The sequence below is a fragment of the Halorubrum sp. CBA1229 genome (assembly GCF_003721435.2).
Classification (GTDB): domain Archaea; phylum Halobacteriota; class Halobacteria; order Halobacteriales; family Haloferacaceae; genus Halorubrum.
Genome location: NZ_CP054585.1, coordinates 2817595 through 2844134 on the forward strand (window position 1 = coordinate 2817595; position 26540 = coordinate 2844134).

At 70.6% G+C, this 26540-nt stretch carries 19 protein-coding genes and 1 pseudogene; 7 read left to right on the plus strand and 13 right to left on the minus strand.

Going from position 1 to position 26540, the window contains the following annotated elements; all coding sequences use genetic code 11:
- Positions 1–2: 2 nt before the first annotated feature.
- The 4 genes from Hrr1229_RS14220 to malA form a co-directional block, all read right to left on the minus strand.
- Positions 3–1034 (minus strand): sodium:calcium antiporter, encoded by a 1032-nt coding sequence (locus tag Hrr1229_RS14220; protein ID WP_123112293.1) that lies wholly within the window; start codon positions 1032–1034, stop codon positions 3–5.
- 4 nt (positions 1035–1038) lie between these two features.
- On the minus strand, positions 1039–2529 hold the full coding sequence (malQ, locus tag Hrr1229_RS14225) for a 4-alpha-glucanotransferase (protein WP_123112292.1): 1491 nt from the start codon (positions 2527–2529) through the stop codon (positions 1039–1041).
- Positions 2530–2605: 76 nt separating this feature from the next.
- On the minus strand, positions 2606–5221 hold the full coding sequence (gene gghA, locus Hrr1229_RS14230; RefSeq protein ID WP_123112291.1) for a glucosylglycerol hydrolase: 2616 nt from the start codon (positions 5219–5221) through the stop codon (positions 2606–2608).
- Entirely contained in the window at positions 5218–7326 is a 2109-nt protein-coding gene (gene malA, locus Hrr1229_RS14235) for an alpha-amylase MalA (RefSeq protein ID WP_123112290.1), read from the minus strand. Before malA ends, gghA begins: the two co-directional genes overlap by 4 nt.
- Before the next feature lie 112 nt (positions 7327–7438).
- On the opposite strand from malA, the gene Hrr1229_RS14240 reads away from it, so the two are divergent.
- The 3 genes and pseudogenes from Hrr1229_RS14240 to Hrr1229_RS18420 all read left to right on the plus strand — a co-directional run bounded on the left by Hrr1229_RS14240 (position 7439) and on the right by Hrr1229_RS18420 (position 13324).
- Positions 7439–12163, plus strand: coding sequence for a glycoside hydrolase family 15 protein (locus Hrr1229_RS14240; RefSeq protein ID WP_123112289.1), 4725 nt, complete (start codon positions 7439–7441; stop codon positions 12161–12163).
- 549 nt (positions 12164–12712) lie between these two features.
- Positions 12713–12826 (plus strand): annotated as a pseudogene (locus tag Hrr1229_RS18415) (HU family DNA-binding protein); the annotation flags it as partial.
- 198 nt (positions 12827–13024) lie between these two features.
- Positions 13025–13324 (plus strand): HU family DNA-binding protein, encoded by a 300-nt coding sequence (locus Hrr1229_RS18420; protein ID WP_343203825.1) that lies wholly within the window; start codon positions 13025–13027, stop codon positions 13322–13324.
- 79 nt (positions 13325–13403) lie between these two features.
- Here Hrr1229_RS18420 and Hrr1229_RS14250 read toward each other — a convergent pair whose 3' ends face one another.
- Together Hrr1229_RS14250 and Hrr1229_RS14255 are read right to left on the minus strand one after the other, a co-directional pair.
- Positions 13404–13868 carry a hypothetical protein gene (locus Hrr1229_RS14250; RefSeq protein ID WP_123112288.1) on the minus strand — a complete coding sequence of 155 codons (465 nt, stop codon included), beginning with the start codon at positions 13866–13868 and terminating at the stop codon, positions 13404–13406.
- Positions 13861–15732, minus strand: a complete 1872-nt coding sequence (locus Hrr1229_RS14255) for a DNA mismatch repair protein (RefSeq protein WP_123112287.1) — start codon at positions 15730–15732, stop codon at positions 13861–13863. The genes Hrr1229_RS14250 and Hrr1229_RS14255 overlap by 8 nt, the downstream gene beginning before the upstream one ends.
- A 123-nt stretch (positions 15733–15855) precedes the next feature.
- On the opposite strand from Hrr1229_RS14255, the gene Hrr1229_RS14260 reads away from it, so the two are divergent.
- Complete coding sequence (locus Hrr1229_RS14260) at positions 15856–16530, plus strand: MBL fold metallo-hydrolase (protein ID WP_123112286.1); 675 nt, start codon at positions 15856–15858, stop codon at positions 16528–16530.
- A gap of 22 nt (positions 16531–16552) precedes the next feature.
- Here the strand turns inward: Hrr1229_RS14260 and Hrr1229_RS14265 are convergent, their stop codons facing one another.
- From Hrr1229_RS14265 to Hrr1229_RS14280, 4 genes are all read right to left on the minus strand, one after another.
- Positions 16553–17701 carry an acyl-CoA dehydrogenase family protein gene (locus tag Hrr1229_RS14265; protein ID WP_123112285.1) on the minus strand — a complete coding sequence of 383 codons (1149 nt, stop codon included), beginning with the start codon at positions 17699–17701 and terminating at the stop codon, positions 16553–16555.
- A 61-nt stretch (positions 17702–17762) separates the two neighbouring features.
- A complete protein-coding gene (gene menE, locus Hrr1229_RS14270; RefSeq protein ID WP_123114816.1) occupies positions 17763–19676 on the minus strand; it encodes an o-succinylbenzoate--CoA ligase in 1914 nt (637 codons plus the stop codon).
- Between the two features lie 27 nt (positions 19677–19703).
- Positions 19704–20138 (minus strand): universal stress protein, encoded by a 435-nt coding sequence (locus Hrr1229_RS14275; protein WP_123112284.1) that lies wholly within the window; start codon positions 20136–20138, stop codon positions 19704–19706.
- 80 nt (positions 20139–20218) lie between these two features.
- Positions 20219–21175: a transcription initiation factor IIB gene (locus Hrr1229_RS14280; RefSeq protein ID WP_123112283.1), complete on the minus strand. Its 957-nt coding sequence runs from the start codon at positions 21173–21175 to the stop codon at positions 20219–20221.
- Positions 21176–21464: 289 nt separating this feature from the next.
- Between Hrr1229_RS14280 and Hrr1229_RS14285 the strand changes: the two genes are divergently transcribed.
- Entirely contained in the window at positions 21465–21866 is a 402-nt protein-coding gene (locus tag Hrr1229_RS14285) for a hypothetical protein (RefSeq protein WP_176329418.1), read from the plus strand.
- A gap of 3 nt (positions 21867–21869) precedes the next feature.
- Complete coding sequence (locus Hrr1229_RS14290) at positions 21870–22493, plus strand: METTL5 family protein (protein ID WP_123112282.1); 624 nt, start codon at positions 21870–21872, stop codon at positions 22491–22493.
- A gap of 440 nt (positions 22494–22933) precedes the next feature.
- On the opposite strand, the gene Hrr1229_RS14295 is transcribed toward Hrr1229_RS14290, so the two are convergent.
- The 3 genes from Hrr1229_RS14295 to Hrr1229_RS14305 all read right to left on the minus strand — a co-directional run bounded on the left by Hrr1229_RS14295 (position 22934) and on the right by Hrr1229_RS14305 (position 25573).
- The gene (locus tag Hrr1229_RS14295) at positions 22934–24838 is read right to left on the minus strand and encodes a rhomboid family intramembrane serine protease (protein ID WP_123112281.1); all 1905 of its coding nucleotides are present in this window, start codon (positions 24836–24838) and stop codon (positions 22934–22936) included.
- Positions 24839–24958: 120 nt separating this feature from the next.
- On the minus strand, positions 24959–25237 hold the full coding sequence (locus Hrr1229_RS14300) for a UPF0058 family protein (RefSeq protein WP_123112280.1): 279 nt from the start codon (positions 25235–25237) through the stop codon (positions 24959–24961).
- Between the two features lie 117 nt (positions 25238–25354).
- A complete protein-coding gene (locus Hrr1229_RS14305; RefSeq protein ID WP_123112279.1) occupies positions 25355–25573 on the minus strand; it encodes a cell surface protein in 219 nt (72 codons plus the stop codon).
- 271 nt (positions 25574–25844) lie between these two features.
- Between Hrr1229_RS14305 and Hrr1229_RS14310 the strand changes: the two genes are divergently transcribed.
- A complete protein-coding gene (locus Hrr1229_RS14310) occupies positions 25845–26483 on the plus strand; it encodes a molybdopterin-dependent oxidoreductase (RefSeq protein WP_123112278.1) in 639 nt (212 codons plus the stop codon).
- Positions 26484–26540: the final 57 nt, after the last annotated feature.

Sequence of the window (26540 nt, forward strand, 5' to 3'; positions counted from 1 at the left end):
GTCTACACGCCCCGCAACAGGCTCGTCGCACCGACCGTTTCTGCGACCACCCACGCGATAAACAGGAGGTACGCGACCAGCAGCACCGACGACTCTCGTTCGGTGAGCGACAGGTCCGTCCGGAGCGCCGCGAACAGCAACACGGTCGCGACGGTGAGCACGCCCAGCATCGGGACGGCGGTCGAGAAGTTCACGTCGACGCTCCCGACGATCAACACCCCGACCGGGATGGCGACGAGCAGGTCGAACGTGTTCGACCCCAGCACGTTCCCGAGGCTCGTCCCGCCCCGCCCTTCGCGCGCCGTCCGGACGCTCACGAGGGCGTCCGGGAGGCTCGTCGCCGCCGCGACGATCGTGACGCCGGCGAGGAACTCCGGCACACCGAACGCCGACCCGAGCGACTCGACCGACGCGACCAGCCGCTCGACGGCGACGCCGATGACGAGCAACCCGGCCGCGAGCTTCCCCCACTCGCGCCGGATCGATACCCCTTCCCGGATCCGATCGATCCCCGCGTCGTCGACGTCTTGGTACTGGATGAACAGGTAGAGCCCGTACAGCATCAGCGGGATCGCCGCGACGGGCCGAGTCAGTTCCCCGACGATCGGGTCCGACGAGACGGGGAAGTAGATGACCGCGAGCGAGAAGGTGACGACGAGCGCCGACACGGCGATCATGTAGAACTGCGCCTCCTTGTACACGATCGCGCGACTGGCCTCGAGGTCGTCGGCGGCGCCGAACCCGGAGAGCCCCGGAATGACGAGGATGTTGAAGATCGCGGAGCCGACGAGCGCCCCCACGCCCATGTCGAATATCCCGGTGGCCGCGGTGACGACGACGCTCGCGAACTCCGGGAAGCTCGATCCGACGGCGACGACGATCGACCCCTGTACCACCGCCGGCAACCCGTAGTATCCCGAGAGCGTCTCCGCGGCCTCCTCCAGCCAGCTGCTCCCGATCCAGATGGCGCCGGTCGCGACAGCGATCACGGCGAGGTGGAGGACCGACCCGTCCGAGAGGCCCCAACCGAGCATCGGCCTACCGCACGTGGCGTCCGGCGAGGTCCCACAGCCGGTCGGCGACGGCGTCGTCGAGCGCGTCGCGGGTCACGCGCCACTCCCAGTTGCCGTCGATCGTCCCCGGCTCGTTGAACCGCGCCTCGCTGCCGAGCCCGAGCAGGTCCTGCACCGTCGTCATCGCGAGCACCGCCTCGGAGCCCCACACCTCGTCGATGATCTCCCACTCGACCTCGCGGTCGCCGTCCGCGCCGACGTTGTACCGGAAGCAGTCGCGCTGCCGCTCGGGGAGGTCCTCGAAGTAGCCGACCCACGTGTCCGTGTCGTGGGTCGACGTGTAGCCGACGACGCCCTCGGGGTAGTGCATCGGCTGGTACGGGTTCCCCTCCTGACACCAGTCGGCGTACTGCGGGACGCGCATCCCCGGGAAGCCGAACTCGGCCATCAGCTCGTCCATCGCCGGCTCCTCGAAGCCGAGGTCCTCGGCGATAAAGGGCGTCTGGCCCAGCTCGCGCTCCACCGTCTCGAACAGGTCGCGGCCCGGCCCCGCCCGCCACTCGCCGGCCGCCGGGTCGTCGCGGTCGGCCGGGATCGCCCAGTACTTCACGAACCCGAGGAAGTGGTCGAGCCGCGCCACGTCCGCGAGGTCGAACAGCCGGCGGAACCGGGCGATCCACCAGTCGTAGTCGCGCTCGGCGAGCCGCTCCCAGTCGTAGACGGGGTTCCCCCAGCGCTGTCCGTCGTCGCCCGGGTTCGGCGGGACGCCGGCGACCGCGGTCGGGCGGTTCGACTCGTCGAGCCGGAACGCCTCCGGGTTCGCCCACACGTCCGCCGAGTCGAGCGCGACGTAGATCGGCACGTCGCCGACGATCGAGACGCCCTCCTCGGCCGCGACGGCCCGCATGTCGCGCCACTGCCGGTCGAACGTCCACTGAACGAACTCCCGGAACCGGACCTCCGTCGCGTGTCGCTCGCGAGCCTCCGCGAGCGCCTCGGGGTCGCGCGTCCGGAGCGGCTCCGGCCACTCGACCCAGGTGTCCTCGTCGCGGGCCTCGGAGAGCGCCCGGAACAGCGCGTAGTCGGCGAGCCACGGCTCGCGCTCGCGGAAGGCGTCGAGGTCGGCTTCCGCCTCCTCCCCGGCCTCCTCGTCGAACCGCTCGAAGGCGGTGCGCAACAGCGGGAGCTTGTACTCCCGAACCGCAGCGTAGTCGACCCTGTCGGTCGGGAACTCCGGCGCCGGTTCGAGGTCGGCCTCGTCGAGCCAGCCGTCGGCGGCGAGCCCGTCGAGGTCGATCAGGAGCGGGTTGCCGGCGAACGCCGACGGCGACTGGTACGGCGACTCCCCGGCGCCGTCCGTCGTCGGGCCGACCGGGCAGATCTGCCAGTAGTCGACGTCGGCGTCACCGAGGAACGAGAGGAACGCGGCGGCGCCGTCCCCGAGATCGCCGATCCCGTGCCGTCCCGGTAGCGAGGTGACGTGACAGAACACGCCGGCGGAGCGATCGAATCGCATGCGTCTCCCTGCGATCCCCACCGACTCAAGCGTTGCGTCCGGCGGGGGTCTCGGGCGTCGCGGCCGGGCGGCCGGTTCAGTCGTCGCGGTCCGCCCGCCACACGACCGCGTCCGCGGTCTCGAGCGTGACGGGGCCCGCGTCGTCTCCGACCGCCGCGTTCGCGTCGGGCGCGGCGAGGGCGACGGCCCAGTCGAGCGCTCCGTCCGGATCGCCGCCTCCGTCGCGCTCGGCCGTCACGCCGAGGTCGTCGAGGACGTTCGTCGGCGACAGTTCGACGGGGGTTCCCTCCACGTTGCAGGCGACGAGCAGCGCCTCGTCCCCGTCGGGATCGCGTCTGAGCGCCTGGTACACCACGGTCCCCTCCGTCGGATGCCGGTAGCCGAACGCCTCGCCGCGGCTCGGATCGACGTCGCGTCGGAGCCAGGGCCGCGCCTGCCGGAACTCGCGGACTCGGCGGTCGAACGCGGTCCGCGCGTCGCCCTGGTCGTCTTCCCACCGGTCCAAGACGAGGTACTCGGCCACGTCGGCGCTCCACGCGAACGAGAACGCCCGCAGGTCGGTCGCGGCGAGCGCGTCGCTGGAGGCGGCGTCGCCGCGACCGCCCTCCGCGAGCGGCGTCCCCTTGACGGACAGCAGCTCCGCGATGAGGTCGAGGTCGTAGTCCGTCGCGTCGATCAGGGCCGCCAGCGTCGTGACGAACTCCTTCAGTTCGGCGCGCGTCTCGAATCCGAGCTCTTTCAGCCGCGGGAACGCGGCGCGCTCGCCGTACGCCCCCTCCGGCACGTGCCAGTCGATCCACGGCGCCTCCTCGGCGACGACTTTCACGTTCCACGTCGGGTCGGTGTCCCGGACGAACCCCCACGGCGCCCGGTAGTTCGCGTGGAGGAAGTCCATCGGGACGCCCGGCATCGCGACGTGGAACCAGACCAGCGCGGCGGGGCTGTCGTACGCCTCGCGGATCGTCTCCGGCGGCGAGTCGGCGAGGTACGGGTTGATCAGCGCGCCGCTCCAGTCGTCGGTCACCTCGACCTGCGAGCCGCGCCGCAGCGTGTCGTGGTTCGCGACGCCGGTGATCCACTGGCTTCCCATCTCGCCGACTTCGCGCATGCGCCACCACTTCGTCACCCAGAACGTCAGGAGCGCTGGCTTGTTGTGCGCGAACGTCACGGGCGACCACTGGAACGCGTGCGGGTGCCGGTCGATCAGCGTCCGGTACGTCGACGCCAGCTCCCAGTCCTCGCGCGGCCACGGTCGGCCGTCCTCGTAGATCATCCAGGGGCGGAACTCGGTCCCGGCGACCTCGTGTGTCATCCGGTCCATCTCGGCGAGGAACGCGTCGTCGTGGACCTGCTCGCCGGTCTCCTCGTCGTGGTAGGTGAAGTCCTGCGCGCCGTCGATGCGGATCCCGTCGGCGCCGAAGTTCGCCTTCCGGCGCTGGAGTTCGAGGAGGATCGCCCGCACCACGGGCTGTCGGTAGTCTAAGTGGAGCCCGTACATCCCCGGCCCCTCGAAGAAGGGGTCAGGGAGCAGCTCCGCCGCGGCCTCGTCGGCGTGCCCGAGTGCCACGTCGAAGACGACCCGGATCGGGTCGGGCATCGCGTGGCAGGCGGCGATGAGGTCGACGAGTTCGTCGGGGCGCCCCGTCTCCAGTATCGCCGGGTTCGCGGCCGAGAAGGCGCTCACGACGACGTCGTACCCCCAGTTGGTCTGGTCCGGGCGCTCGACGCCGACGGTCACGCGCTCCGCGTCGCGTTCGCGGTCGAGGCCGCCGTCCGGCGTTTCGCTGTCGACGCCGCCGGGGCGCCAGTACCACTGCCGCCCGTACGCCTGCGTGAGCGGCTCGACGGGCATGAGTTGGACCGCGTCGTACCCGACGTAGTTGCGCTCGTGGGGGGCGAGCGGGTCGCCGGCGCGGAGCTTCTCCCCGATCGCTTCGAACCGCTCCGCGAGCGCCGCGAGGGACCCGCGCTCGGTCGACGTGCCGGGGTGGATCTCCAGCATGCTCGTCGCGGGGTCTATCCGCGGGAGCCCGTCGTCTTCCGTCGTCGGGAGCGCCTCGTCGCCGGTCCCGAGCGAGGCGAAGTGGTCGCGGTCGGGCCGCGTCGCATCTAAGCGCGGCCAGTCGTACGCCTCGGCGGGCGCGAACGCCCCGAACGGGACCGAGTACGCGAGCGGGTCACGGACCGTCTCCCACTCGTCGTCCCCGTCGGGCGTTCGGTACGCGAGCTGGTAGAGCGCGCCGAGCCGGTCGCGGGTCCCAACGGGGATCCCCTCGACGGCGACCCAGTGGAACTCGCCGTCGCGCTCGACCGGGAGCCGGTCGACGCGGAACGCGACCTCGCGGAGGTCGTCGCGGCCGGGGTCTATCGTCGCTTCCCCCCGCTGGTCGTCTCCGTTCTCGTCGTCCGACAGGGGCGTGAACAGCTCGAGTCGCACGTCTTCGACCGAAACCCCGGCGTCGACGAGGTCGGGCGTCCAGAAGCCGAAGGCGACGCCCGCCGGCGGGTCGGTCGCCGGGTCCGCGTCCGCCCCCCGGATCGGGTGCGCGCCGAGCCGTTCGGCGATCGATTTGGCCGCCTCGAACCGACCGTCGGCGGCGTCGCGGTCGGCCCGAGCCCGCTCGACGAGCGCGGCGGTCCGCTCCGGGAGGACCGCGAACCCAGATCCCTCGGAGGCGCTCCCGCCGCTCATTCCTCCGTCTCTCGGACGATCGCGACCTCGTCGGCGCGGATCCGCTCGGTCCCCTCGCCGTCGGTGACGACGCAGCGCTCGTCGGTGACGAGGTCGCGGTCCGCGTGGGCGGCGTCGACGGCGACGCTCGCCTCGTCGGGCGCGAAGTTGAGGACGACGATCAGCGACTCGTCGTCGGTTGAGCGGCGGAACGCCACCACGTCGTCGGGGTGGATGTTCCCGCTGGCGACGATCGGCCGCTCGTCGAGGTCGCCGCTGGCGACGTGGTACCCGACGCGTTCGAGGTCGCCCTCGGGACCGAGCGCCGGGTGGTCGGCGCGGGTCGCGAGCAGGCGCTCGTAGCGCTCCCTGACCTCGTCGCGCGCGTGCTCCCACGCGATCGCGTCGCGGCGACCGCGCTGGCCGATCTCCTGGCCGGCGTACACCATCGGCACGCCGGGCAAGGTGAACGTCGCGGCGCCGGCGGCGGCCGCGGCGGCGTCCCCGCACTCGACGCGGTAGCGCGTCTCGTCGTGGTTCTCGATGTACTGGAGGAAGCCGGCGTGGTCGGGGAACCCGATCTCCGCGCGCTGGTCGATCGCGTCGAGGACGGTGCTGGCGGGCTCGGCGCCGCGGCCGACCTGCCGGAGCTGGAAGTACAGCGTCGCGTCGAAGTGGACGTCGAACATCCCCTCGTGGAAGCCGGGGATGTACGGGATCGTCTCGTCCATCAGCAGGAACTCGCGGTCCTTCGCTTTCACCCGGTCGCGGAGCTCGCGCCAGAACGAGTCGGGCACGGCCCACGCCATGTCGCAGCGGAACCCGTCCACGAGCGGCGCCCACTCGTCGATCACGTCGAGCAGGAACCGGCGCACGTCGAGGTTCGCGTGGTTCAGGTTCGCGATCAGCTCCCAGTCGAAGTAGGTGCCCGGCTCGCCGGACTCCTGCCACTCGAAGCGGTCGCGGTACGGGGAGTCGGGGTTCTGATACGCGTCTCGGAACCACTCGTGGTCGCGCGCGGTGTGGTTGGCGACGAAGTCGAACAGCACTCGCATCCCGTTGTCGTGGGCGGTCTCGACGAGCGCCTCGTAGTCGTCGCGGTCGCCGAGGTCCTCGGCGACGTCGAAGAAGTCGACAATATTGTAGCCGTGCGGCTTCCCGTCGTGCTGGAGCACGGGGGTGAGCCACAGCGTGTCGACGCCGAGCTCGGCGATCCGCGGGATCCGCTCCGCGATCTCCTCGAACGCCTCCCCCTCGTCGGCGTCGGCGAACGTCCGGACGTACACCTCGTAGACGGTCGCGTCCGTCGTCCACTCGGGCGGCTGGTTGAGCCGGACGGTCTCGAAGGCGGGTCCGTCGGCGCCGGTCGGGACGGCCAGGTCCGGGTCTGTTGGCTCGACCTCGTCCGCGGCCGTGAGGCCGCTCCGATCGACGCGCTCGACCGCGACCGCGTCCGCGACGCTCACCCGCTGTTCGCGTCCCGGCTCACGGGCGACGGCGACGCCGTGGACGCGGAGGCGGTCCGGCACGGTGTCGGCCGGGATCCGGATCTCGCGCCCGTCGTCTGAGGTCCGGAGCCCGTCTCGGGGATTCCGTCGCCCCTCCGCGACCGCCTCCTCGACGTCGCGGTCGTCGACGACGACGGTGACGGCCAGGTCCGACGCCTCGAGGTCGGACTCGGGGTTCGGCGTCGGCGTCGCCCGGACGACGACCTCGGCGCTCTCGCTGCCTTCGTCCCCGTCCTCGACCGTCGCGTCGAGCAGGACCCGCGGGCGGCCGACGCCCTCGCGGGCGCGCTCGGCGCCGTAGTCGATTCCGGCGTGGTCGGCGTCGCGGTCGCGGATCGCCGTGCCGCTGCCGCCGGCGACGTCGACGCCCTCGTAGCTCGACGCGAACGCGCGTACCGTCAGGAGGTGGTCGCCGTCGGGCGCGTCGAGGCCGATCCGGTACCGACCGGGGACGTCCGGCGTGAAGTCAGTCACGGCCGCCTCGCCGACCGTCGCCTCGCTGTCCGGCGGCGCGTCGGCCACGCGCCACTCGTACTCCGCCTCGGGGTTCGGGTCCCGCGGCGCCAGCTGCGTCGTCTCCCCGGTGGGAAGGAACCGGGGGGGTCCAGGGTGGTGCATGTGCCACCCATCGGCACCCGGGGTATTCGTTGTTGCCCTTCGCCGAACCGCGGCGAGACCGGTCGGTCGCCTCGTTCGTCAAGGCTTTTACCGAGGGTATCGCAAAGCGACTATGCGACTGCGAACCGCTCTCACGGAGCACGAACGTCGGCGCGGCGAGCGCTATCCGGCGGAGCGTCCCACGACCGCCGGCGCGTTCACGGGCGACGACGGCCGTCTGGTCCACGTCGGGCCCGACGGCACCGTCCACGACTGTTCGTACTCCCTGTCGGGAGTCGGCGGGGCCGACCGGCTCCGAATGGGCATCACGGCCGGACGCGGCGTCCGCTGGTTCGACGACCTCACGACGACGCGACAGCACTACGACGGCGACACGCCGCTCGTCGAGACCGAGTACGACGCGGGCCGGTACACGATCCACCAGTTCGATCTCGTCGTGAGCGACACGCACCTCACGCACGTCGAGCTTCGCGGTGCCCCGCCCGCAGGCGCCGAACTCGTCGCCGCCTGCGCGTTCTCGCCGGACATGGTCGAGGGGCGCGTCGGCAACCTGGTCCACGACGGGGCCGGCCCGAACGACGGGAGCGTCGTCGAGGTGTACCACCGGAGCGAACACGACTTCCTCACGGCGTCGACCGGGCTCTCGGCGGCGCACGGCCAGCGGCTCCGCACGATCACGGAGCTGCTCGGCGAGGACGAGAACGGGTTCCCCCACCGCGGGGAGATCGACCAGCGCGAGGACTCGCGGCTCACCCCCGACGTCGTCGTCCGGGCGCCCTTCGAGCGCGACGGGCGGAGCGAGCGCGTCACGCTGGCGAGCCGAGCGGTCGTCGACCGCCGGGAGACCCGCGAGACGGGCGACGACGCGATGGACGCGCTCACCGACGGCCCCGACCGCCAGCGACGGATCGAGGAGCTCTCTCGGATCGCGACCGCCTACCCCGACGCCGCCGACCTCCGGGAGGCCGCCGACGGGCGCGGGCCGACGGTGCCCGAGGACGTGCCGCGACGCGGCGTGATCGCCAGCGACCTCCGCGCCCTCGACCTGCTGACGGCCGAGTCCGGCGCCCGGATCGCCGCCCCCGAGTTCGACCCCTTCTACTCGACCTCCGGCGGCTACGGCTACACCTGGTTCCGCGACGAGGCGGAGACCGCCTCGGCGCTCCTGAGCGCGAGCGAGGAGATCGACCTCGACGCCGACGAGGAGCTGCTCGCGACCGCGTCGTTCCTGTGTCGCACGCAGGACGCCGACGGCTCGTGGCCCCACCGCGTCTGGGCCGACTCGGGGAAGGTCGCCCCCGGCTGGGCGAACGCCCGGATCGAGGGCGCGAACGGGACGCCCAGTCCGAACGACCAGCTCGACCAGCCGGCCTCCGTGGTCGCGTTCCTCGCCCGGCTCCGTCGCACCACCGACCTCCCCGAGGAGTGGCGCGATCGGATCGACGCGACGATCGCCGACGCGGTCGCCTTCCTCCGGGAGACGACCGAGGCGGACGGGCTCCCGCGTCGGTGCCAGAACTGCTGGGAGAACGCCCTCGGGCGGTTCACGCACACCGGCGCGGCGTACCTCCGCGCGTTCGCCGCGGTCGCCCGGGCCCCGGTCGACGACGAGACGCGCGTCGCGGCGGCCGCGGCGGCCGACGACGCGCTCGCCGGACTCGACGACCGCTGGAATCCGGACATCGGTCGGTTCCCCCAGCGCGAGAGCGAGGAGAGCCGCGACGACCGCGCGGACGCCAGCACGTTCGCGCTCGCGAGCGCGACTGTCGAGTACGCGGCGCTGCGCGAGGAGCGCGCGGACGTCGACGGCGCGGTCACCGACGGCGCCGGCGCGACGGTCACCGCGGCCGACTTCAACGCGTTCCTCGACAGCGTGCGGACCCACGTCCGGAACTCGATCGAGACGCTCCGTCGCGAGACGGCCGACGTCGAGGGACTCGTACGGTTCACCGGTGACGACTGGCGCACGGCCGAGCAGGGGGCCGCGAAGGTGTGGTCGATCGCGACGCTGTGGGGCGCCACGGCCGCGGCCGAGCTCGGCGGGCTCGTCCGCGAGCGGGGCGGCGACGCCGACGAGCTGTTCGGGTCGGCCCGCGAGCTGTACTCGCTGTGCGAGCCCGACGGGCACTTCGTCAACGACGCCGGGCTCTTCGCCGAGCAGGCGTTCGACGACGGCGACCTCGACAGCGCGACGCCGATCGGGTGGTCGCACGCGCTCCGGATCGAGGCCACGGTGACGCTCGCGAAGTACGGCGCGCTCCCGGTCCCGCACGACCGGCCGACCGGGCCGGACGAGGCGCCCCACTGGACGACCGGCCGGAAGTTCGGCGTCGGCACGCCCGCCGACCACCAGGCCGACGACCCGGTCCCGGTCTGGTTCACGCTCACCGAGGGGGCGCTCACCGAGGCGCGGTTCCCGCGGATCGACGTGATGAACGTCCGGACGTTCGACTTCCTCGTCGCCGACCCGGAGACGGGGCACACCGTCCGGACGTTCGACGAGACGAGCCACGTCACGACGACGGAGACGGTGGAGCGCACGACGGAACCGACCGTCGGCGACGCGCTGGCGTACACGCAGACGATCCGAGAGAGCGGCGACGGCCACGGCCACGAGTGGACGCTGACCGTCGAGTACGCGGTCGACACCGACGGGGACGCCGTCCTCGCAGACGTCGACTTCGAGGGCGAGCGGGAGTACGACGTGTACGCCTTAGTCGACACGACGATCACGAACGTCGGGACGAACGACCGCGGCGACCGCGTCGAGAGCGCCGACGGCTACCATCTGGTCGCGCGCAACGACGACGCGGACGAGCGGGGCACGGGGAAGCTCGTCGACGACGACGGCGACTCCTTCGAGGTCGCGCTCGCGCTCGCGAGCGAGAGCCGGTTCGAGTGGGCGAGCACGCTGTTGGCCGGCGGGCACGAGGCCGAGGGCCTGTTCGCCGAGGGGGAGCGCGGCCCCGGCCTGACTGAGGCCAGCGGCAACGTCGTGCTCGCCGGGCTCGTCGGGAGCGGAACCGCCGTCTCGGAGACGGTCGCGCTCGGTTTCGCCGAGGAGGCGGACACCGACGCCGCGCTCGACGAAGCGAAGAACGCCATCTCCCGCGGCTTCGACGACGTCGCCGACTCCTACATCGAGACGTGGCGCGACTGGCTGTCGGGCCGCGAGTTCCCCGACTCGGTGACAGGCGACGCGGAGCTGGCGGCGCAGTACCGCTTCGCGCTCATGACCCTCGCGGCCGTCGAGGACAAGCGCCACGACGGCGCGGGGATCGCCAGCCCGTCGGTGCCGTGGGGCGAGACGGAGTACGCCGCCGAGGACCGCGGCTACGGCTACAACTTCGTCTGGTCGCGCGACCTCTATCAGGTGTTCACGGCGCTGATCGAGGTCGGCGAGGTCGACCGCGGCGCCGAGGCGCTCGCGTACCTCTACAACACCCAGCAGGACGACGACGGCTTCCTGCCGCAGAACACCTACATCGACGGCCGCACCCGCTGGGGCGGCGAGCAGATGGACAACATCGCGTTCCCGTCCGTGATGGCGTGGCAGCTGTACGAGCACGGGGTCGCCCCCGACGACGCCGACTACACCTACGACCAGGTCCGGCGGTCGCTCGGCTATATCGCGGCCAACGGCCCGGAGACGGCCCAGGAGCGCTGGGAGGAGGAGGCCGGCTTCTCGCCGTCGAGTATCGCCGCCGAGATCGCCGGGCTCGTCTGCGGCGCCGCCCTCGCGCTCGCGGAGGCCGACCGGATCGAGTCGGGCGGCGGGGCGGTGGGCGTCTCGGACGACGACCTCGCCCCCGACGCGCTGCGCGCCGACGCGCTCGCGTGGCTCGGGCTCGCCGACGACTGGACGGAGCGCGTCGAGGAGTGGTGCGCGACGTCGACGGGGACCGAGCGCCACGCCGAGACGCCGTACTACCTCCGGGTCACCGCCGACGGCGACCCCGAGTCCGGGCGGCCGCGGACGATCGCCAACGACGGGCCGACCTACGACGAGCGGGAGATCGTCGACGGCGGCTTCCTCGAGCTCGTCCGGCTCGGCGTGAAGCCGGCGGACGACGAGACGGTGCGGAACTCCGTTTCCGTCGTCGACGACTCGATCCGCGTCGACACGCCGTACGGCCCCGCGTGGTACCGCTACGTCGGCGACGCCTACGGCGAGATCGCCACCGGCGACCCGGGCGCGCCGTGGGCCGGCACCGGCGACGGCCGCGGGCGACTGTGGCCGATCTTCACCGGCGAGCGCGGCGAGTACGAACTCCGCGCCCGCGCCGACGGCCCCGACGCCTTCGGCGGCACGGACGAGGACGCCCTCGAACCCGACGCCCTGCTCGAGACGATGGCCGGCTTCGGCAACTCCGGGCGGATGCTCCCGGAGCAGGTGTGGGACCGCGAGCACCCGACCGACTACGGCTGGGAGTTCGGCGAGGGAACCGGGGGGGCGACCCCGCTCGCGTGGTCGATGGCCGGCTACATCCGGCTCGCGCACGGCGTCGACGCGGGCGAGCCGGTCGAGACTCCGACCGTCGTCCGGGAGCGCTACGTGGAGCGCGACCGGCCCGCGGGCCCCGAACTCACCGCCGCCGTCGAGCACGCGGGCGAGGAGCTCGTGATCTCGGGCGAGACGGCCGGCGACGCGGTCGCGGTGTACACCGCCGACGGCTCGACGCTGGCGACACCCGACGACGGCGAGTACGAGGTCCGACTCGACGCCGACCTCGACGCCGACACAGTGGTCGTCGCCGCGGCGACCGGTGACGACACGGACGCCGCACTTGCCGACTTCGGCGGCACCGGCACGTCTGTCGAGCGGCTGCGGCTATAGGCGGATCGCGGTATTTCGTTCTGTTGGAACCTCGACAAGTGGGATGATGCAACAGCCGTGCTGAGTAGAGGGCGCGAATGTGGTACGGACCGGAGCCGACCCGCGAGAGGGTGATCGGTCAGTACACACCATCTCGCGTTTGTCTGTTTCAGGAAGTCTCTAAAATCTCATACTATTCAAAAATCAGGAAATGAACGCTCGGTTCGTCTGAATGCACCGATTTGAATCGATCTGTACACCGGGTGAATCAGTGCCGGTGCAAAGTGTGTTGTCGCGAAGTGTCTCCGTTCCACAGCGAACGTCCCGGTCCGCGTTCGGTTTCAGACAACGAGAGGACGTGATATGATAGTACTAATACGAAATTTTAAATATGCTTATATATTCACGGAGCGTTAGAGGGCTGTGAGTAAAGGTAACATGTTCCAAAACGAGCTCTCGCGGCGAACCGTACTGCGGAGGGGTGCCATCCTCTCGACGTTCCTCGGACTTGGCGCGTTGACGATGACCGGTCAGACCGCGGCGATGAACAAGGCGGAACTGATCGAGTCTATGGCGAGTGAAGCCGGACTGAGCAAGGCGGACGCGAAGCGGGCGCTCGACGCGTTCACCCACGCGACGACGAGAGCCTTGGAGAAGGGCGACAGCGCCGTACTGGTCGGATTCGGATCCTTCAGTATTTCGAAGCGCTCCGCCCGGACGGGGCGGAATCCGAGTACGGGTCGAAATCCGAGTTCCCGAAACGGGCCTGCAGACGATTCGCCGGTGACGTTCGCCGTCTGCCCGGAGTTCGCGGCCGCCCTCGATCTCAACCCCGGCAAGGGCGACGAGGCCAGCGCCAAGTGTCGAGACGCCGACGTGGTGATCGACGCGGAGTACGTCGCGAGTGAAACGGAACGGGATCCGCGTGAGGGGCTATCGGAGGAGGACGCGAAGCGGGCGCTCGAGGCGTTCATCAACACGACGACGAAGGCCCTGAAAAAAGGAGATCGGATCTCGGTGGGTGGCGAAGAGGACGAGGATGAGGGGTTCGGCACGTTCAGCATCTCGAAGCGGTCTGCCCGGACCGGACGGAACCCGCAGACCGGAAAGGAGATCCAGATCGCGGCGAAGAAGGTGGTCAAGTTCAAGGCGGGCGCCGAACTCTCGAAGGCCGTCAACTAAGAACTCAGCGGCGTGTTACGATCGGCAGGATCGCGGGCGCGTTCATCACGCTGTTCTGAGTTGGAGCTATTGGCCGAAGTCAGCCGAGCGCGGTCACGTCGACCTCACGGGTCTCGTCGCCGACCGCGATCTCGACGACCGAGACGACCGACTCCCGCACGCGCTCGCGCCACGACTCGACGGCTTCCGCGTGGAGCTCGCGGCGCGTCTCGACGTCGGCGTCGGGGTGGTCCGCCGCCGTCTCGTCGACCTCCGGATACGGCGGAACGTCGGCGACGAGATCCCGCGGATCGACGCGGATCGGAGCGGGGGCGTCGCCGCTCTCGCCCTCACCGTCGACCTTCGGTGCGTCCGCGTCGAGGGCGTGCAGTCGGGCGCGCATCCGTCCGGAAAACGGGGGCGTCACGCGCAGGACGACCTCGCGGTCGCTCCTGAGGGTCGCTTCGAGCGCGCTCGCGACGTCCTCGCGGTGGACCGCGATGGAGCGGATCCGATCGGGACCGTCCGCGCCGCCGCCGGAGCCGCTCGCGTCGCCGTCAGTCATCGCCACTCGTCCACTCGGCGTCCGAGAGGGTGCGCTGGACGGCCTCCTCGCCGACGGCGCCGGCGAGGTGTTCGAAGCCGGCCCGGACGCCGCGGTCGCTCGCGTTCGCGACGAGCCGCGAGACGATGAACTCCGGCGTCGACTTGCCGACCGTGCCGAAGCGCGGCTGGTAGTCGACGCGCAGCTCCAGGTCGTTCGTGAGCCCCTCCGCGAAGATCCCGTCGATCCGGGCGGCGTCGGGGAGCGGGCTCAGGTCCTCCGCGAGGTGCGTGACGTACACGCCGAGCGCGCCGCGGTCGACCGTCAGCGTCACGAGCCCGTTTAAGAGGTCGGCTGCCCGCCCCGGCTCCGTGATCGCCTCGAACTCGTCGACGAGCATGAGCGTCCGCCCGTCCTCGACCAGCGGCGGGACCACGGACTTCAGCGTCGACTCCAGCACGCCGGCGTTAAAGGAGGCGTGGCGGCGGTGGAAGACGATCCGGTCGAACGCACCCACCTCCGCCGACTCGGCCGGCACCGGGATCCCCATCGACGCGAGCAGCGCGACCGCACAGACCGTCTCCAGGAGCGTCGTCTTCCCGCCCGAGTTCGCGCCCGTGAGGACGCTTACCCGGTCGCCCGTCGGCGGCGCGTCGACGCTCGCGACGCCGGCGTCGTCGTCGAGCGAGTGGGTCCCGACCGCGTACGACACCGGCTGGACGTCGCCGGCGATAAAGGGATTCCGCGCGTTCCGCACCGCGATCCCGTCGTCGACGAGGGTCGGCCGGACGAGGTCGTAGGCGGCCGCGAACCGCGCGAGCGAGAGCAGGAACGCGGCGTCCGAGACGGCGGAAACCGCGCGGGCGACGTGGCTCCCCGGCTCGTCGTCCGTCTCGTCTCTCCCCCGCTCGCCGTCCGCGGCGTCCCCGTCGTCTTCGCCGGTCGCTCGCACCCCGCCGATCCGCTCGCGGATGTCGGCGGCGACCGTCTCCTCGCGCTCCGCGACCGCCTCCTCCAGCTCCGCGACGAGGTCGCGGAGAGTGGCGGAGACGAAGTCGGCGGCGTCGAGCGCGTCGTCGGGCGCGACAGAGCGTACCGTCGCCGGGTCGACGCCGGTCTCGCTCGCGACGTGGTCGATCGTCGCGGCTTCCAGGGCCTCGAAGTCGCGCAGCGAGCCGTCCCTTACCGCGTCGAGCACGTCGAACGCGGAGTTCGCCAGCTCCTCGGCCGCGTCGAGCTGATCCCGCAGGCGGTCCAGCTCGTCGTCGGCGCCGCGGGCGACCTCGATCTCGCCGTCGCTCCCGGCGCCCGACGGGTCGATCTGACCGCGCACGTCCGCGAGCGCGTCGGCTGCGTCCTGCAGGGCGTCCGCCTCAAGCTCCCCGATCGCCTCGAAGGGGCCGTCGTCGAGCCCCGCCTCGCGGAGCGCCAGAGCGGTCTCGACGGCCGCCAGGTCCGACCCCTCCGCGTCGTCGTAGGCGTCGAACGCCTCGGTCACCCGGTCGCGGTCGGCCTCGGTGAGCCCCTCCCACGCGTCACGCGCCGCGACCACGCTATCGAGTCGCGTCTCGACCGCGTCCCGGTCGGCCAGCGGCGTCAACACCCGAATCCGGTCGGCGGCGTGGGCCGTCAGGGCGTGGCCGGCGGCCAGCGAGAGCAGGTCGTCGTACACCGAGCGGGTGTCCCCCGTTGCGAGGACGTCCATGCCGGCCTCCCCGTTGGCCCGGCGGAGGATACGAGTCGCCCGGCCGCGGTGGAGCCCGGCGTCGACGAGCGCCCGGACGTCGGCCGCCTCGATCGCCTCGATCGCCCGCGAGGTCCCCAGCGCCGAGACGAGCTGCTCGCTCGTCTTCGGGCCGATCCCCCAGTAATCCTCGAGTCGCATACGCCGAAGTATCGGCGCGGCGTCTTGGCGTTTTCGTCGCCGGCGGCGCGCGAGCGCGGGACGAACCGATTCGCGGTCTCCCCGGCCGCCAGCGTCAAACCCCGCCGGTCGCTACGGCCTCGCATGGCGACGGAACTCGCGGACGGAGTGTGGCGGTTCGAGCTGCGCGGCGTCAGCGCCTACCTCGTCGACGACGACGTGCCCACGCTCGTCGACGCGGGGACGCCGTGGGACGAGGCGGCGATCCGCGAGGGATTCGCCGACGCCGGCGTCGACGTCGCGGACGTCGGCCGGGTGCTGCTCACCCACTACGATATCGACCACGTCGGGACGCTCGCCGCGCTGACACCCGAGCTCGACGCGACCGTTTATACCGGCGCGTTCGACGCGGCGGTCCTCCGCGGTGAGCGATCGCCGCCGCTGCGCAACCACAAGGGCGCGCTGCAGCGCCTCGCCGGGCTGTTCACGACGCCGCCGGACCTCGAGGTCAAAGCGGTCGCCGACGGCGAGCGGCTCGGATCGTTCACCGCCTACCACACCCCCGGACACACCCCGGGCCACGTCGCGTACGTGAGCGAGGAGCTTGGCGTCGCGCTGCTGGGCGACCTCGTCTCGGAGTCCGACGGCGCGCTCGAACCCTCCGAGTGGCTCATCAGCTACGACACGGACCGGGTACTCGACAGCGTCCGAGACCTCGCCGAGCGCGCTCCGCCGTTCGACGTCGCCTGCGTCGGTCACGGCGAGCCCCTCACGTCGGGCGGGAGCGAGGCGCTCGGCGCGCTCGCGGAGCGGATTTAAAAAGCCGACTCGGTCGGGCGGCCTATCGCGACTGCCGGTAGATCAGGTTCCGCTGGATGTCGTTCGCGCCCTCGTAGATCACCGGGATGCGCACGTCGCGGTAGACGCGGGCGATCCGCCGGTCGGTGAGGATCGACCGGCCGCCGTGGAGCTTCATGCCCTTCTCGGCGCAGTCGGTGGCGACCTCGGTGGACTTGGTCTTCGCCAGCGCGGCCCAGTAGCCCGCGTCCTCGTTGTTCGCGACCTTCTCGCAGGCCCGCCAGTTGAGCGCGCGCGCCGACTCGAAGCCGATCCGCATGTCGGAGAGGGTGTGCTGGACCGCCTGGAACTCGTTGACGGTGCGGCCGAAGGCGTTGCGGCCGTGGACGAACTCCTCGGCCTCCTCGATGGCGGCGGCCGCGAGCCCGAGCCCGTGGCCGCCGACGATCACCCGGCCGTGGTTGAAGAAGTCCGCGAGCACGTAGAAGCCGCCGCCCTCGCTGCCGACGACGTTCTCCTCGGGAACGAAGCAGTCCTCGAAGACGATGTGGCCCTGCTTGGAGGCGCGCATCCCCATCTTCTCCGGGATGTGTTCCGCCTCGTATCCCTCCGAGTCAGTCTCGACGATGAACAGGGTGTAGTTCGAGTAGCGGTCGTCGCTCTCGCCGGTCTTGGCGTAGACGGTGAGCCAGTCGGCCTCGACCGCGTTGCCGACCCAGTACTTCTCCCCGGTGAGTTCGTACCCGCCCTCGACCGTCTCGGCCTTCGTGGTCATCCCCGCGAGGTCGGAGCCGGTCTCGGGCTCAGAGACGGCGAGCCCCGATATCTGGTCGTTCTCCGCGACTGGACGGAGGTACTCCTCCTTCTGCTCGTCGGTGCCGTACTGCTCGACCATCTCGGCGCCGAAGCTCGCGAGCTGGAGGGTGAGCGCGATGCCGGCGTCGGCGCGGTAGAACTCCTCCGCGATCGCAAGCACCTGCGCGAGGTCGAACCCCTTCCCCCCGTACTCCTCGCCGATGTCCTGCGCGACGAGCCCCGCGTCCATCCCCGCTTCCAGAATCTCCCAGGGGTAGTCGCCCGAGTCGTAGTACTCCGCCGCGTTCGGCGCGATGTGCTCGTCGGCGAACTCGCGGGCCTCGGCCTTCACGTCGCGCGCGCGTTTCGGCACGACGCTGTCGTCGAGTAGGTCCATATCCGATTCGCGGGCTCCGCGACCAAAACGTTCGTGGAACAACGAAAAATGTCGGGTGAGTTTATCCGTCGCTTCGCGCCGTCTCGTCGTCGTTTTCCGTGACGGTTCCGTCGTCGACCTCCTCTGAGTCGTCCCCCGCAGGGTCTGCGTCAGCGACGGCCTCCGCAGGACCTGTGTCGCCGTCGTTCCCCGCACGGTCCGCGCCGGCGTCGTCCTCGTCGTCTGCTTCCGTGTTCGCCTCGTCGCTGTCTTCCCCCTCGTCCGTGCCGTCGCCGCCCCCCTCGTGGTCCGCCCGTTCCTCCCCGTTCGCGACCGCCTCGGCGTCGTCGATCTCGACGTGGTCGCGGTCGGGACCGTCGGTGTCGTCGCTGTCCGGGGGATCGGTCGGGTCCGCGGGCTCGAAGCCGGCCCTTTCCAGTTCCGGCTCCGGTTCGCTGTTCAGGTCACGGCCGCGCTCCCGTAGCACCTCCCGCACGGCCTCCCGGTCGACGGTGCCCGAGACGGTCCGGGGGAGTTCGTCGACGAAGGTGATCGTCTTTGGGATCTTGAAGCCGGTGAGCCGGTCCCTGACGAACGCCTCGAGGGCCGCCTCGTCGACCGCCTCTCCGGTCCGGTCCCCGACCGCGAGCAGCGCCGCGACCCGCTCGCCCCACATCTCGTCGTCGAGGCCGACGACGACGACGTCCTCGACCGCGGAGAACCCCCGGAGCACGTCGCTCACCTCGCCGGGCTCGACGTTCTCGCCGCCGGTGATGATCCGGTCGTCGAGCCGGTTGAGCACGTAGAGGTAGCCGTCCTCGTCGAACCGACCCACGTCTCCGGTGTGGAGTCCGTGCCGGTCGAAGTCAGAGCGGTCCAGTTCGGCTGACGCCCCGTCGTCGTCACCCGACGGGCGCTCCAGATATCCCGGCGTCACCGTCGGCCCGTCGACGACGATCTCGCCCGTCTCGCCGTCGGCGACCGGCGCTCCGTCCTCGTCGACGATCGTGACCTCAGTGCCGAACAGTGGACGGCCGACGGTGCCGAGCCGGCCCCGCGTCTGCCGCGGCGTCGCGGTCGCGATCTGCGAGGCGGACTCGGTCATCCCGTACGTCGGATGCACCGGGATCGAGTAGTCGCGGCAGCGCTCTAACAGCTCGTCCGGCGCCGGCGCGCCCCCGAGCAGGACCACGCGGAGCGTGTCCGAGAGGGTGCCGCGCCTGTCGAGCATCTGCTTGAGCATCGTCGGCACGAGCGAGACGCCGGTGACGTCGTACGTGTCGATGTCGTCCGCGGTGCCGCCGGCGTCGAACCCCTCGCGGAGCACGAGCGTCGTCCCGTACAGGGCGGACCGGTACACCGGGGCGAGCCCGCCCATGTGGTGGAGTGAGAGGGAGACGAGCCAGCGGTCGCCGGGATCGACTCCGAGGCGGAACGCGGAGGCGACGGCGGAGCTGTACACGTTGCCCGCGGTGAGCGGGACCGGCTTGGGAGTCCCGGTCGTTCCCGACGTGAAGAGGATACAGAGGTGATCGGAGCGGTCCCACTCGGGGGGGTCGACCGGCGACGGTTCCACCTCGTGGACGCCCGTGACGGTCGCGTCGGTCGGGTCGTCGACGGAGAACAGCGGCGTGCCCTCGATCCCGTCGACGGCCGCCAGCGCGTCGTCTTCGGTGGGCTCCGCGCAGACGACCGCCGAGAGGTCCGCTCGCTCGATCCGCGCGGAGAGCTCTCTAGGCGTGAGGTCCTGCCCGAGCGGGACGAACGTCGCCCCGATCCGCATCGCCGCGTGGACCAGTCCGACGGTCCCCACGTACGGCGGGGTGATCACGCCGAGCCTGTCGCCCGACTCGATCCCGTGAGCGGCGAGCCGTCCGGCCGTCTCCGAGACGAGCCGGTCGAGGTCCGTGTACGTCCACGACTCGCCGTCTTCGGCCCGCACGAGCGCCGCGTCGTCGGGGGAGGCGGCGACCCGGTGTGAGAGCCAGTCGCGCACGGGGATCACCACCGCCGGGACGGCGGCTCACTCATCGGTCGGATGGCGGACGGTGAGGACCGGCACGTCCGAGGTCCGGACGACCCGCTCGGTGACGCTGCCGAGGAGGTACCGGTCGAGCCCCTTCCGACCGTGCGTTCCCATCACGACCATGTCGATCGCGTGTTCGTCGACGTAGTCGCGGATCGTGCTGTACGCGGTCCCCGTCGCGACGACCGTCTCGCAGTCCACGTCCGCGCGCTCGGCGGCCTCCGCGACCCGCCGGGTGGCCTCTTCCCCCTCGGACTCGAGAGCGTCGACGACGACCTGGGACCCCGCCTCGAGCGTCGAGTAGGCCGCGCCGTCGACGACGTACAGCGCGTGGAGCGTGGCGTCGTACTGCTCGGCGAGGTCGATCGCGTTTTCGATCGCGGCGTCAGACGCGGGACTACCGTCCGTCGGTACGAGGATCTGCGAGTACATCTCACGACCCGCTACGCTCGGTATCGATTAAAAACCCGATCACCACGGACGGTCCGCGAGCGGACCGCGCGACCGCGCCGCTAGCGGAACCCCATCGCTTCGATCTGCTCTTGGTACCGGTTGCGGATGGTGACCTCGGTGACCTGCGCGACGTCGGCGACCTCGCGCTGGGTCTTCTTCTCGTTACAGAGCAGGGAGGCCGCGTAGATCGCGGCGGCGGCGAAGCCGGTCGGAGACTTCCCGGAGAGGAGCCCCTGCTCGGCGGAGACGTCGATGATCTCGGTCGCCTTCGACTGGACCTCCTCGCTCAGCTCCAGCGAGGAGGCGAAGCGCGGGACGAACTGTTTGGGGTCGACGGGCTTGAGCTCTAAGCCGAGCTCCTGGGAGATGTAGCGGTACGTCCGGCCGATCTCCTTTTGCGGGACCCGCGAGACGTCGGCGACCTCGTCGAGGGAGCGGGGGATCCCCTCCTGCCGGCAGGCGGCGTAGAGCGCGGCGGTGGAGACGCCCTCGATCGAGCGGCCGCGGATGAGGTCCTCGTTCAAGGCCCGTCGGTAGATGACCGAGGCGACCTCGCGTACCGACCGGGGGACGCCGAGCGCGCTCGCCATGCGGTCGATCTCCGAGAGCGCGAACTGGAGGTTGCGCTCGCCCGCGTCCTTCGTCCGAATCCGCTCTTGCCACTTCCGCAGCCGGTGCATCTGCGACCGCTTCTCGGAGGAGAGCGACCGCCCGTACGCGTCCTTGTCCTTCCAGTCGATCGTCGTCGTCAGCCCCTTGTCGTGCATCGTCTCCGTGATCGGAGCGCCGACGCGCGACTTCGACTGCCGCTCGGAGTGGTTGAACGCGCGCCACTCCGGCCCCCGGTCGATGTTCCGCTCGTCCAACACCAGCCCGCAGTCCTCGCACACGAGCTCTTGGTCCGCGTCGGTGACGATGTCCTCCGACTCGCACTCCGGACAGGAGACCGTCTCCGTTTCGTCCGACTCTCGCTCGGTGTCCCGCTCCTGTTGCCGCTGGCGGCTCGGACGTTCCATTATAAGGTTTCTGGTTACTCCTGCATTTAAACCTTTGTCCCGGATCCGTCGTCGTCCTCGCCGCTCGGAGTGTTCCCGTAACTGGGCTGAAATAGGGTTTCGAGCGTTCGTTCGCCTGTTCACCCGAGTTCCCCGCCGTCGTTTGCGGGCTCGCTGCCGACGGAACCGCCGGGCGTCGAACACGAAACGTGACCGCTGTGGCGGGTCACATTCGCGCCTCGGTCTCACCGATAAAATTACCACCAAACATTCACAAAGACTTTTGTATAACTATAACATATTAGCTGCCATGAGCACGACGCAGTCCGACGCGATCGAGGGGACGCTCCGCGGCTGTCGACCGGCGGAGATCGATCCCATCGTCATCGACGCCGCCGACCTCGACAGCACCGCCCCCGAGCACCTCCGCGACCTCAAGGCCGAGCTCTCGGCCCGCGGGTACCAGCCGGCGACGCTGTCGGTCGAGGCCTGCTTCGACTGCGAGGACACGCTCGCGACACAGCGCGAGGCCGACCGGCTCCGCGAGTTCGTCCGCGCCGCCTCGTTCCTCGGCGCCGGTCGGATAGAGGTCCGTCTCGACGGGATCTCGGATCCGAACGCGGCGGAGCCGGCGCTGTCGGCGCTGGCCGAACGCGCCCGCCGCGAGGGGGTCGAACTCGTCCGGGTCGACGGCGACGCGACCGCGGCCTGACGGATGGCGTCGAAGCGCTCGCTCGCGACGAAGCTCGGCGTCGTCTCGGGGTTCGAGGAGCCGCGCCTCGCGCTCGAACAGTACCCGACGCCGCCGGACTTGGCCGCGCACGTCGTCCACCTCGCGGACCTCCACGGCGACGTCGACGGCCGCACCGTCCTCGACCTCGGCACCGGGACCGGGATGCTCGCGCTCGCCGCCGCCCTCCGCGGCCCCGCCCGCGTGTTCGGCGTGGAGATCGACCGCGCCGCGTTGACCACCGCGACCGCGAACCAGCGTCGAGTGGCCGCGAGCGCCCCCGTCCACTGGATCCAGGCCGACGCGACGCGGCTCCCGCTGGCCGTGCCTGATCCGGTGACGGTCGTGATGAATCCCCCGTTCGGCGCGCAGGACGGGAACCGGAACGCCGACCGCGGGTTCCTGGCGACGGCGAGCCGCGTCGCGGCCGTCTCCTACTCGGTCCACAACGCGGGCAGCGAGGCGTTCGTGGAGGCGTTCGCGGCCGACAACGGCGGCGAGGTAACCCACGCCTTCGCGGCCGACTTCGCGATCGACGCGCAGTTCGACCACCACGCCGACGAGTCGCGCGACGTCGACGCCGAGGTGTACCGGATCGAGTGGGCTTAGCAGTGAGGGCCATTTATAAATAGAACGGCAGTGGCGCGTGCCTCTGAGTGGCCGGTAGGCCACGAGGAGCACCGCGCGAGGGAGTCGCTGGCGCCCACGGCGCCAGCGACGAGGCTGGGGAGGTGTGAGGTGCAGTTGCGGTGCTGTGCGGGGCGGGACTCAAAGGGGCAGCGGCGAGGACGACGCACGGCGCAGTAAGCACTACAGGGAGCGAGCGTAGCGAGCGACCGAAGCGCGCAGCAAGCCGCGCGAGTCCTCGCCGCTGGGGCTTTGAAGTGGTTAACCGCCGATCCAGTCTCATCCGCTTATAAATGAGCGGCTGGGGCTTTGGAGGTCAATTTTACGTCACAGACAGTAACGATCTACAGCCGAGCGGCTATTCGTTTATAAACAGTGCCTGCGGAATCGTCAACGACACATAAAACAGCAACCGATCTACTTTATTGCCGCCCCTCGTACCGCTCCCGGGTCGCGATCCGCACCCGCGTCTCCCCCCGCTCCGCGAACACGGCGTCCTCCTCGCGAACGAACGCGACCCCCCGGAGCGTCACCGTCTCGTTTTCGACCGGCAGCGCCGCCCGCTCGGTCTCGCCGCCGTGCGCGACGCGCAGCTCGAAACCGCCCTCGACCGCCGCGACCGTGACGTTGCGCCCGTCGATCCGCGGCTCCGCCCGCGCCGGCTCGCTCGTGAACAGCGTGGATCTGGTCTCGTTCCGGAGGGCGTCGATCCGGTACGTCGGGCCGCCGTTCGCGGCCACCCAGCCGACTCGTTGGACCCAGACCGTCTCGCGCCACCCGGCCCCGCCCACGTCGACGGCGCGGTAGCCCCAGAAGGCGAGGTTCCCGCGCGAGACCGCGGTGGTCCAGATCTCCCGGTCCGCGTTCTTCACGAGCACCCCCGAGGTGTTGACGCTCGTCGACCGGCCGAACGCCTCGACGTCGACGACGCTCACCAGCTGGTTCTCGACGTTCTCCGCGTACGTCACCTGATACCCCTCGACCTCGATCGGGTCGCCCGGCAGGTCGCCGTCGTCGACGGCGACGAGGTTCGGGACCACGCCGGGGCCGGCGACGACCGCCAGCGCCGACGCGAGCAGCAGGAGGCCGACCGCGGCCGGGGTGAGAGACCGGACGGCCCCTCGAATCGTCTCGGGCTCGGGCACGGCCAGATCGGGGCGGAGCGGCTCGTCCCGCCCCGCGACCGCGAGGGCGACGACCGCGGCGAGGGCCGCGAGCAACCCGAGCCCGATCGCCCGGTACAGCTCGTACCGCTCGTTCCCGAGGTACCAGTACACCGCCCAGAGCCGACGGGACGCGCCAAACAGGAGGACCGCGCCGAACGCGACGAGCGCGGTCGTTCCCCGGCCGCCGTCCGAGACGATCGCCCGCGACACGGCGCCTGGACCGGTGTCGCGATCGGCGTAGGGGTCGGCTTCGGTCTCGCGTCTCCGCCGTCGGACGAGCCACACCGCGACGATGGCCCCGGCGATGAGCCCGAGCGCGTGGCCCTGGATCGCGACGTTCGCCCACCCCGGCGGCCCGTAGGAACCGCTCGCTTCGCCGGTGACGACCGGGTTGCGGAGGGTCTCGTACGCGACGTTCACCAGCGTCGCGCCCGTGAGCGCGGCGATCGTGCCGATCGGATAGCAGACGAGCGCGAACCCCCACAGCGCGAAGACGACCCCCGAGAAGCCGATCACCGGGCCCAAGACGAACAGCGAGGCGAGGACGCCGAACAGCGCCATCGCTCCCGGCACGATCGCGAGGGCGCGGACGTACGGATTTTCGGCGAGCGAGCGAGCGCCCGATCCCGAGGCGACCGCCGAGAGCGACGCGGCCGTCGGGAGGCCCCGGTCGAACCCGACGGCGGAGAGCCCCTCGGACCGGATCCGCCCAATCGACGCGCGCGACGGCAGCGCGGAGCGGAGCGTCCCCGTCTCGCCGTCGACCTCTCGGCCGCCCGGGAAGTGGCCGAACGCGTACTCGGCGATCCCGCCGGCGACGAGCGTCGAGAGGAGGTTCCCCGTGATGTGACCCCGATTCGCGTGCGCGAAGCTCGACCAGAAGAGCCCCTCCGGGTAGAGGTACGACCACGAGCGAAACGGAATCACGACGGGCCGGCCGGGGTTCTCCAGCCCGCTCTGGACGAACAGGTACACCCCGATGACGCCGGCGACGGCGACGAGCGTCCCCCACGGCACGCCGAGGAGGAGGCGCGAGCGGAGCGCCCGGGTCCAGGCGCCGCTCGGCCGGTCCGTTTTATAAACGACCGCCAGCGATGCGGCGACGAGCGCGCCGCCGACCGCGAGGTGCGCGGCGTCGGACGTCAGCGCCTCCGCGACCATGTGGGGAAGAGAGCGGTCGACCGCATATCAATCCGCGGGTCGGGGGCGTCGATCGAGAACGGTCCGAGAACGGTCCGAGAACGGTCCGAGAACGGTGCGGGGGCGGTCGGGGGGCGCTCCTTAGATCTTGCTCTCGGCGTCGTCCGCGAGCTCCTCCATCCGCTTGCCGACCCGGCCGGCGGGGGAGAACTCGTCCTCGCTCATCGCGTTCGCGAGCGCGTTGCCGAGCACGAATACGGCGTGTTTGTGCTCGCTCTTCGACTTGTGGACGTGCGAGGGGTCGACTTCCAGCTCGTCGTACGGGTCGAACAGCGAGGCGTCGACGGTCTCGTGCGCGCGGAAGTGCTCCATGATCGTCACCATCTGTTCGTGGAGTTCGAGGAGCTCGTCTTTGTGCATACCCCGGGATACGGGCCGTAGACCCTTTAAGCGTTGTTGAGGGGCATACGCACGGCTCGCGGGCGTCGACCGCCAACGAAAAAGACGTCGGGGCGCGGAGCGCGGACGACCGGCCGCTCAGAACACGTACTCGTCTTCGTGGCCCATCATGCCCTCGTCCTCGAATCCGCCGGAGTCCTCGTCGTCGTCTCGCGGACCGCTCGTCTTGAACGCCTTTATCCCCGTCGACAGGAGCTCCTCGACCGCCTCCTCGCGGTTGAGGAACTCCCCCTGCTCGACCATCTGAGCGATCTGCATCTCCAGATGCTCCGGCACGGTTATCTCTACTCGTGGCATTTCCTGCCCGGGAGTAATAGTAATGGGTATATAAATGTGGCGTCGGGGATACCGATATTGGAAAGCTCTCACCGGCATTTACAAAAAATCAGTTTTGACTCTTCGAACTATAACTCTGTCAGCTAAAATTTCTAGCCGATAGACGACAGGTCCTCCTCTCGGCTTCGCCCCCTCCTCTCGGCCACCGGATGGCGTCGCCGGCGCCGTGTGGTCTGTGCCGTCTGATCCGGAGAGCGATACGCATACGTGGACGCGAACCGTTCACCGTTACATGACCGGATCCGGCGACTCGGACGTCGCGGCCGAGACCGGCGGCGACGTCGAGGACCTCACGGGGCTCTACCGCGAGTACGGCGACGACCGGCTCCCCCCCGGCCAGCGCGAGACCGACCGCTTCCCGGTGCTCTCGAAGAGCGGGACGCCCTCGGTAGAGCCCGAGACGTTCGCGTTCGAGGCCTGGGGCGCCGTCGACGACCCCCTGACGTACTCGCTGTCTGAGTTCCGCGACCTCCCGTCCGTCACGCAGCGACAGGACTTCCACTGCGTCACGGGCTGGAGCAAGTTCGACTGCGAGTTCACCGGCGTCGAGTTCACCGAGCTCGTCGACCGCGCCGGGGTCGGCGACGACGTCGAACACGTCCTCTTCCACGCGCTCGACGGGTACACCACGAACCTCTCGCTCGACGAGTGCACTCGCGACGGCGTCCTGTTCGCGTACGGCTACGACGGCGACGACCTCCCGGCCGATCACGGCGGGCCGATCCGAGTCGTCACGCCGCACAAATATGCTTATAAAGGAGCCAAATGGGTCTCGGGGGTCGAGTTCCTCACGGAGAAGGAGCTCGGCTACTGGGAGAAGCGCGGCTACAGCGACACCGCCGACCCGTGGAACGAGGAGCGGTACAGCTGACGGCCGCCGCCCGCGCCGACCCCCGGGATAGTCAGGATAAAGGGCCCGCGGCACCCA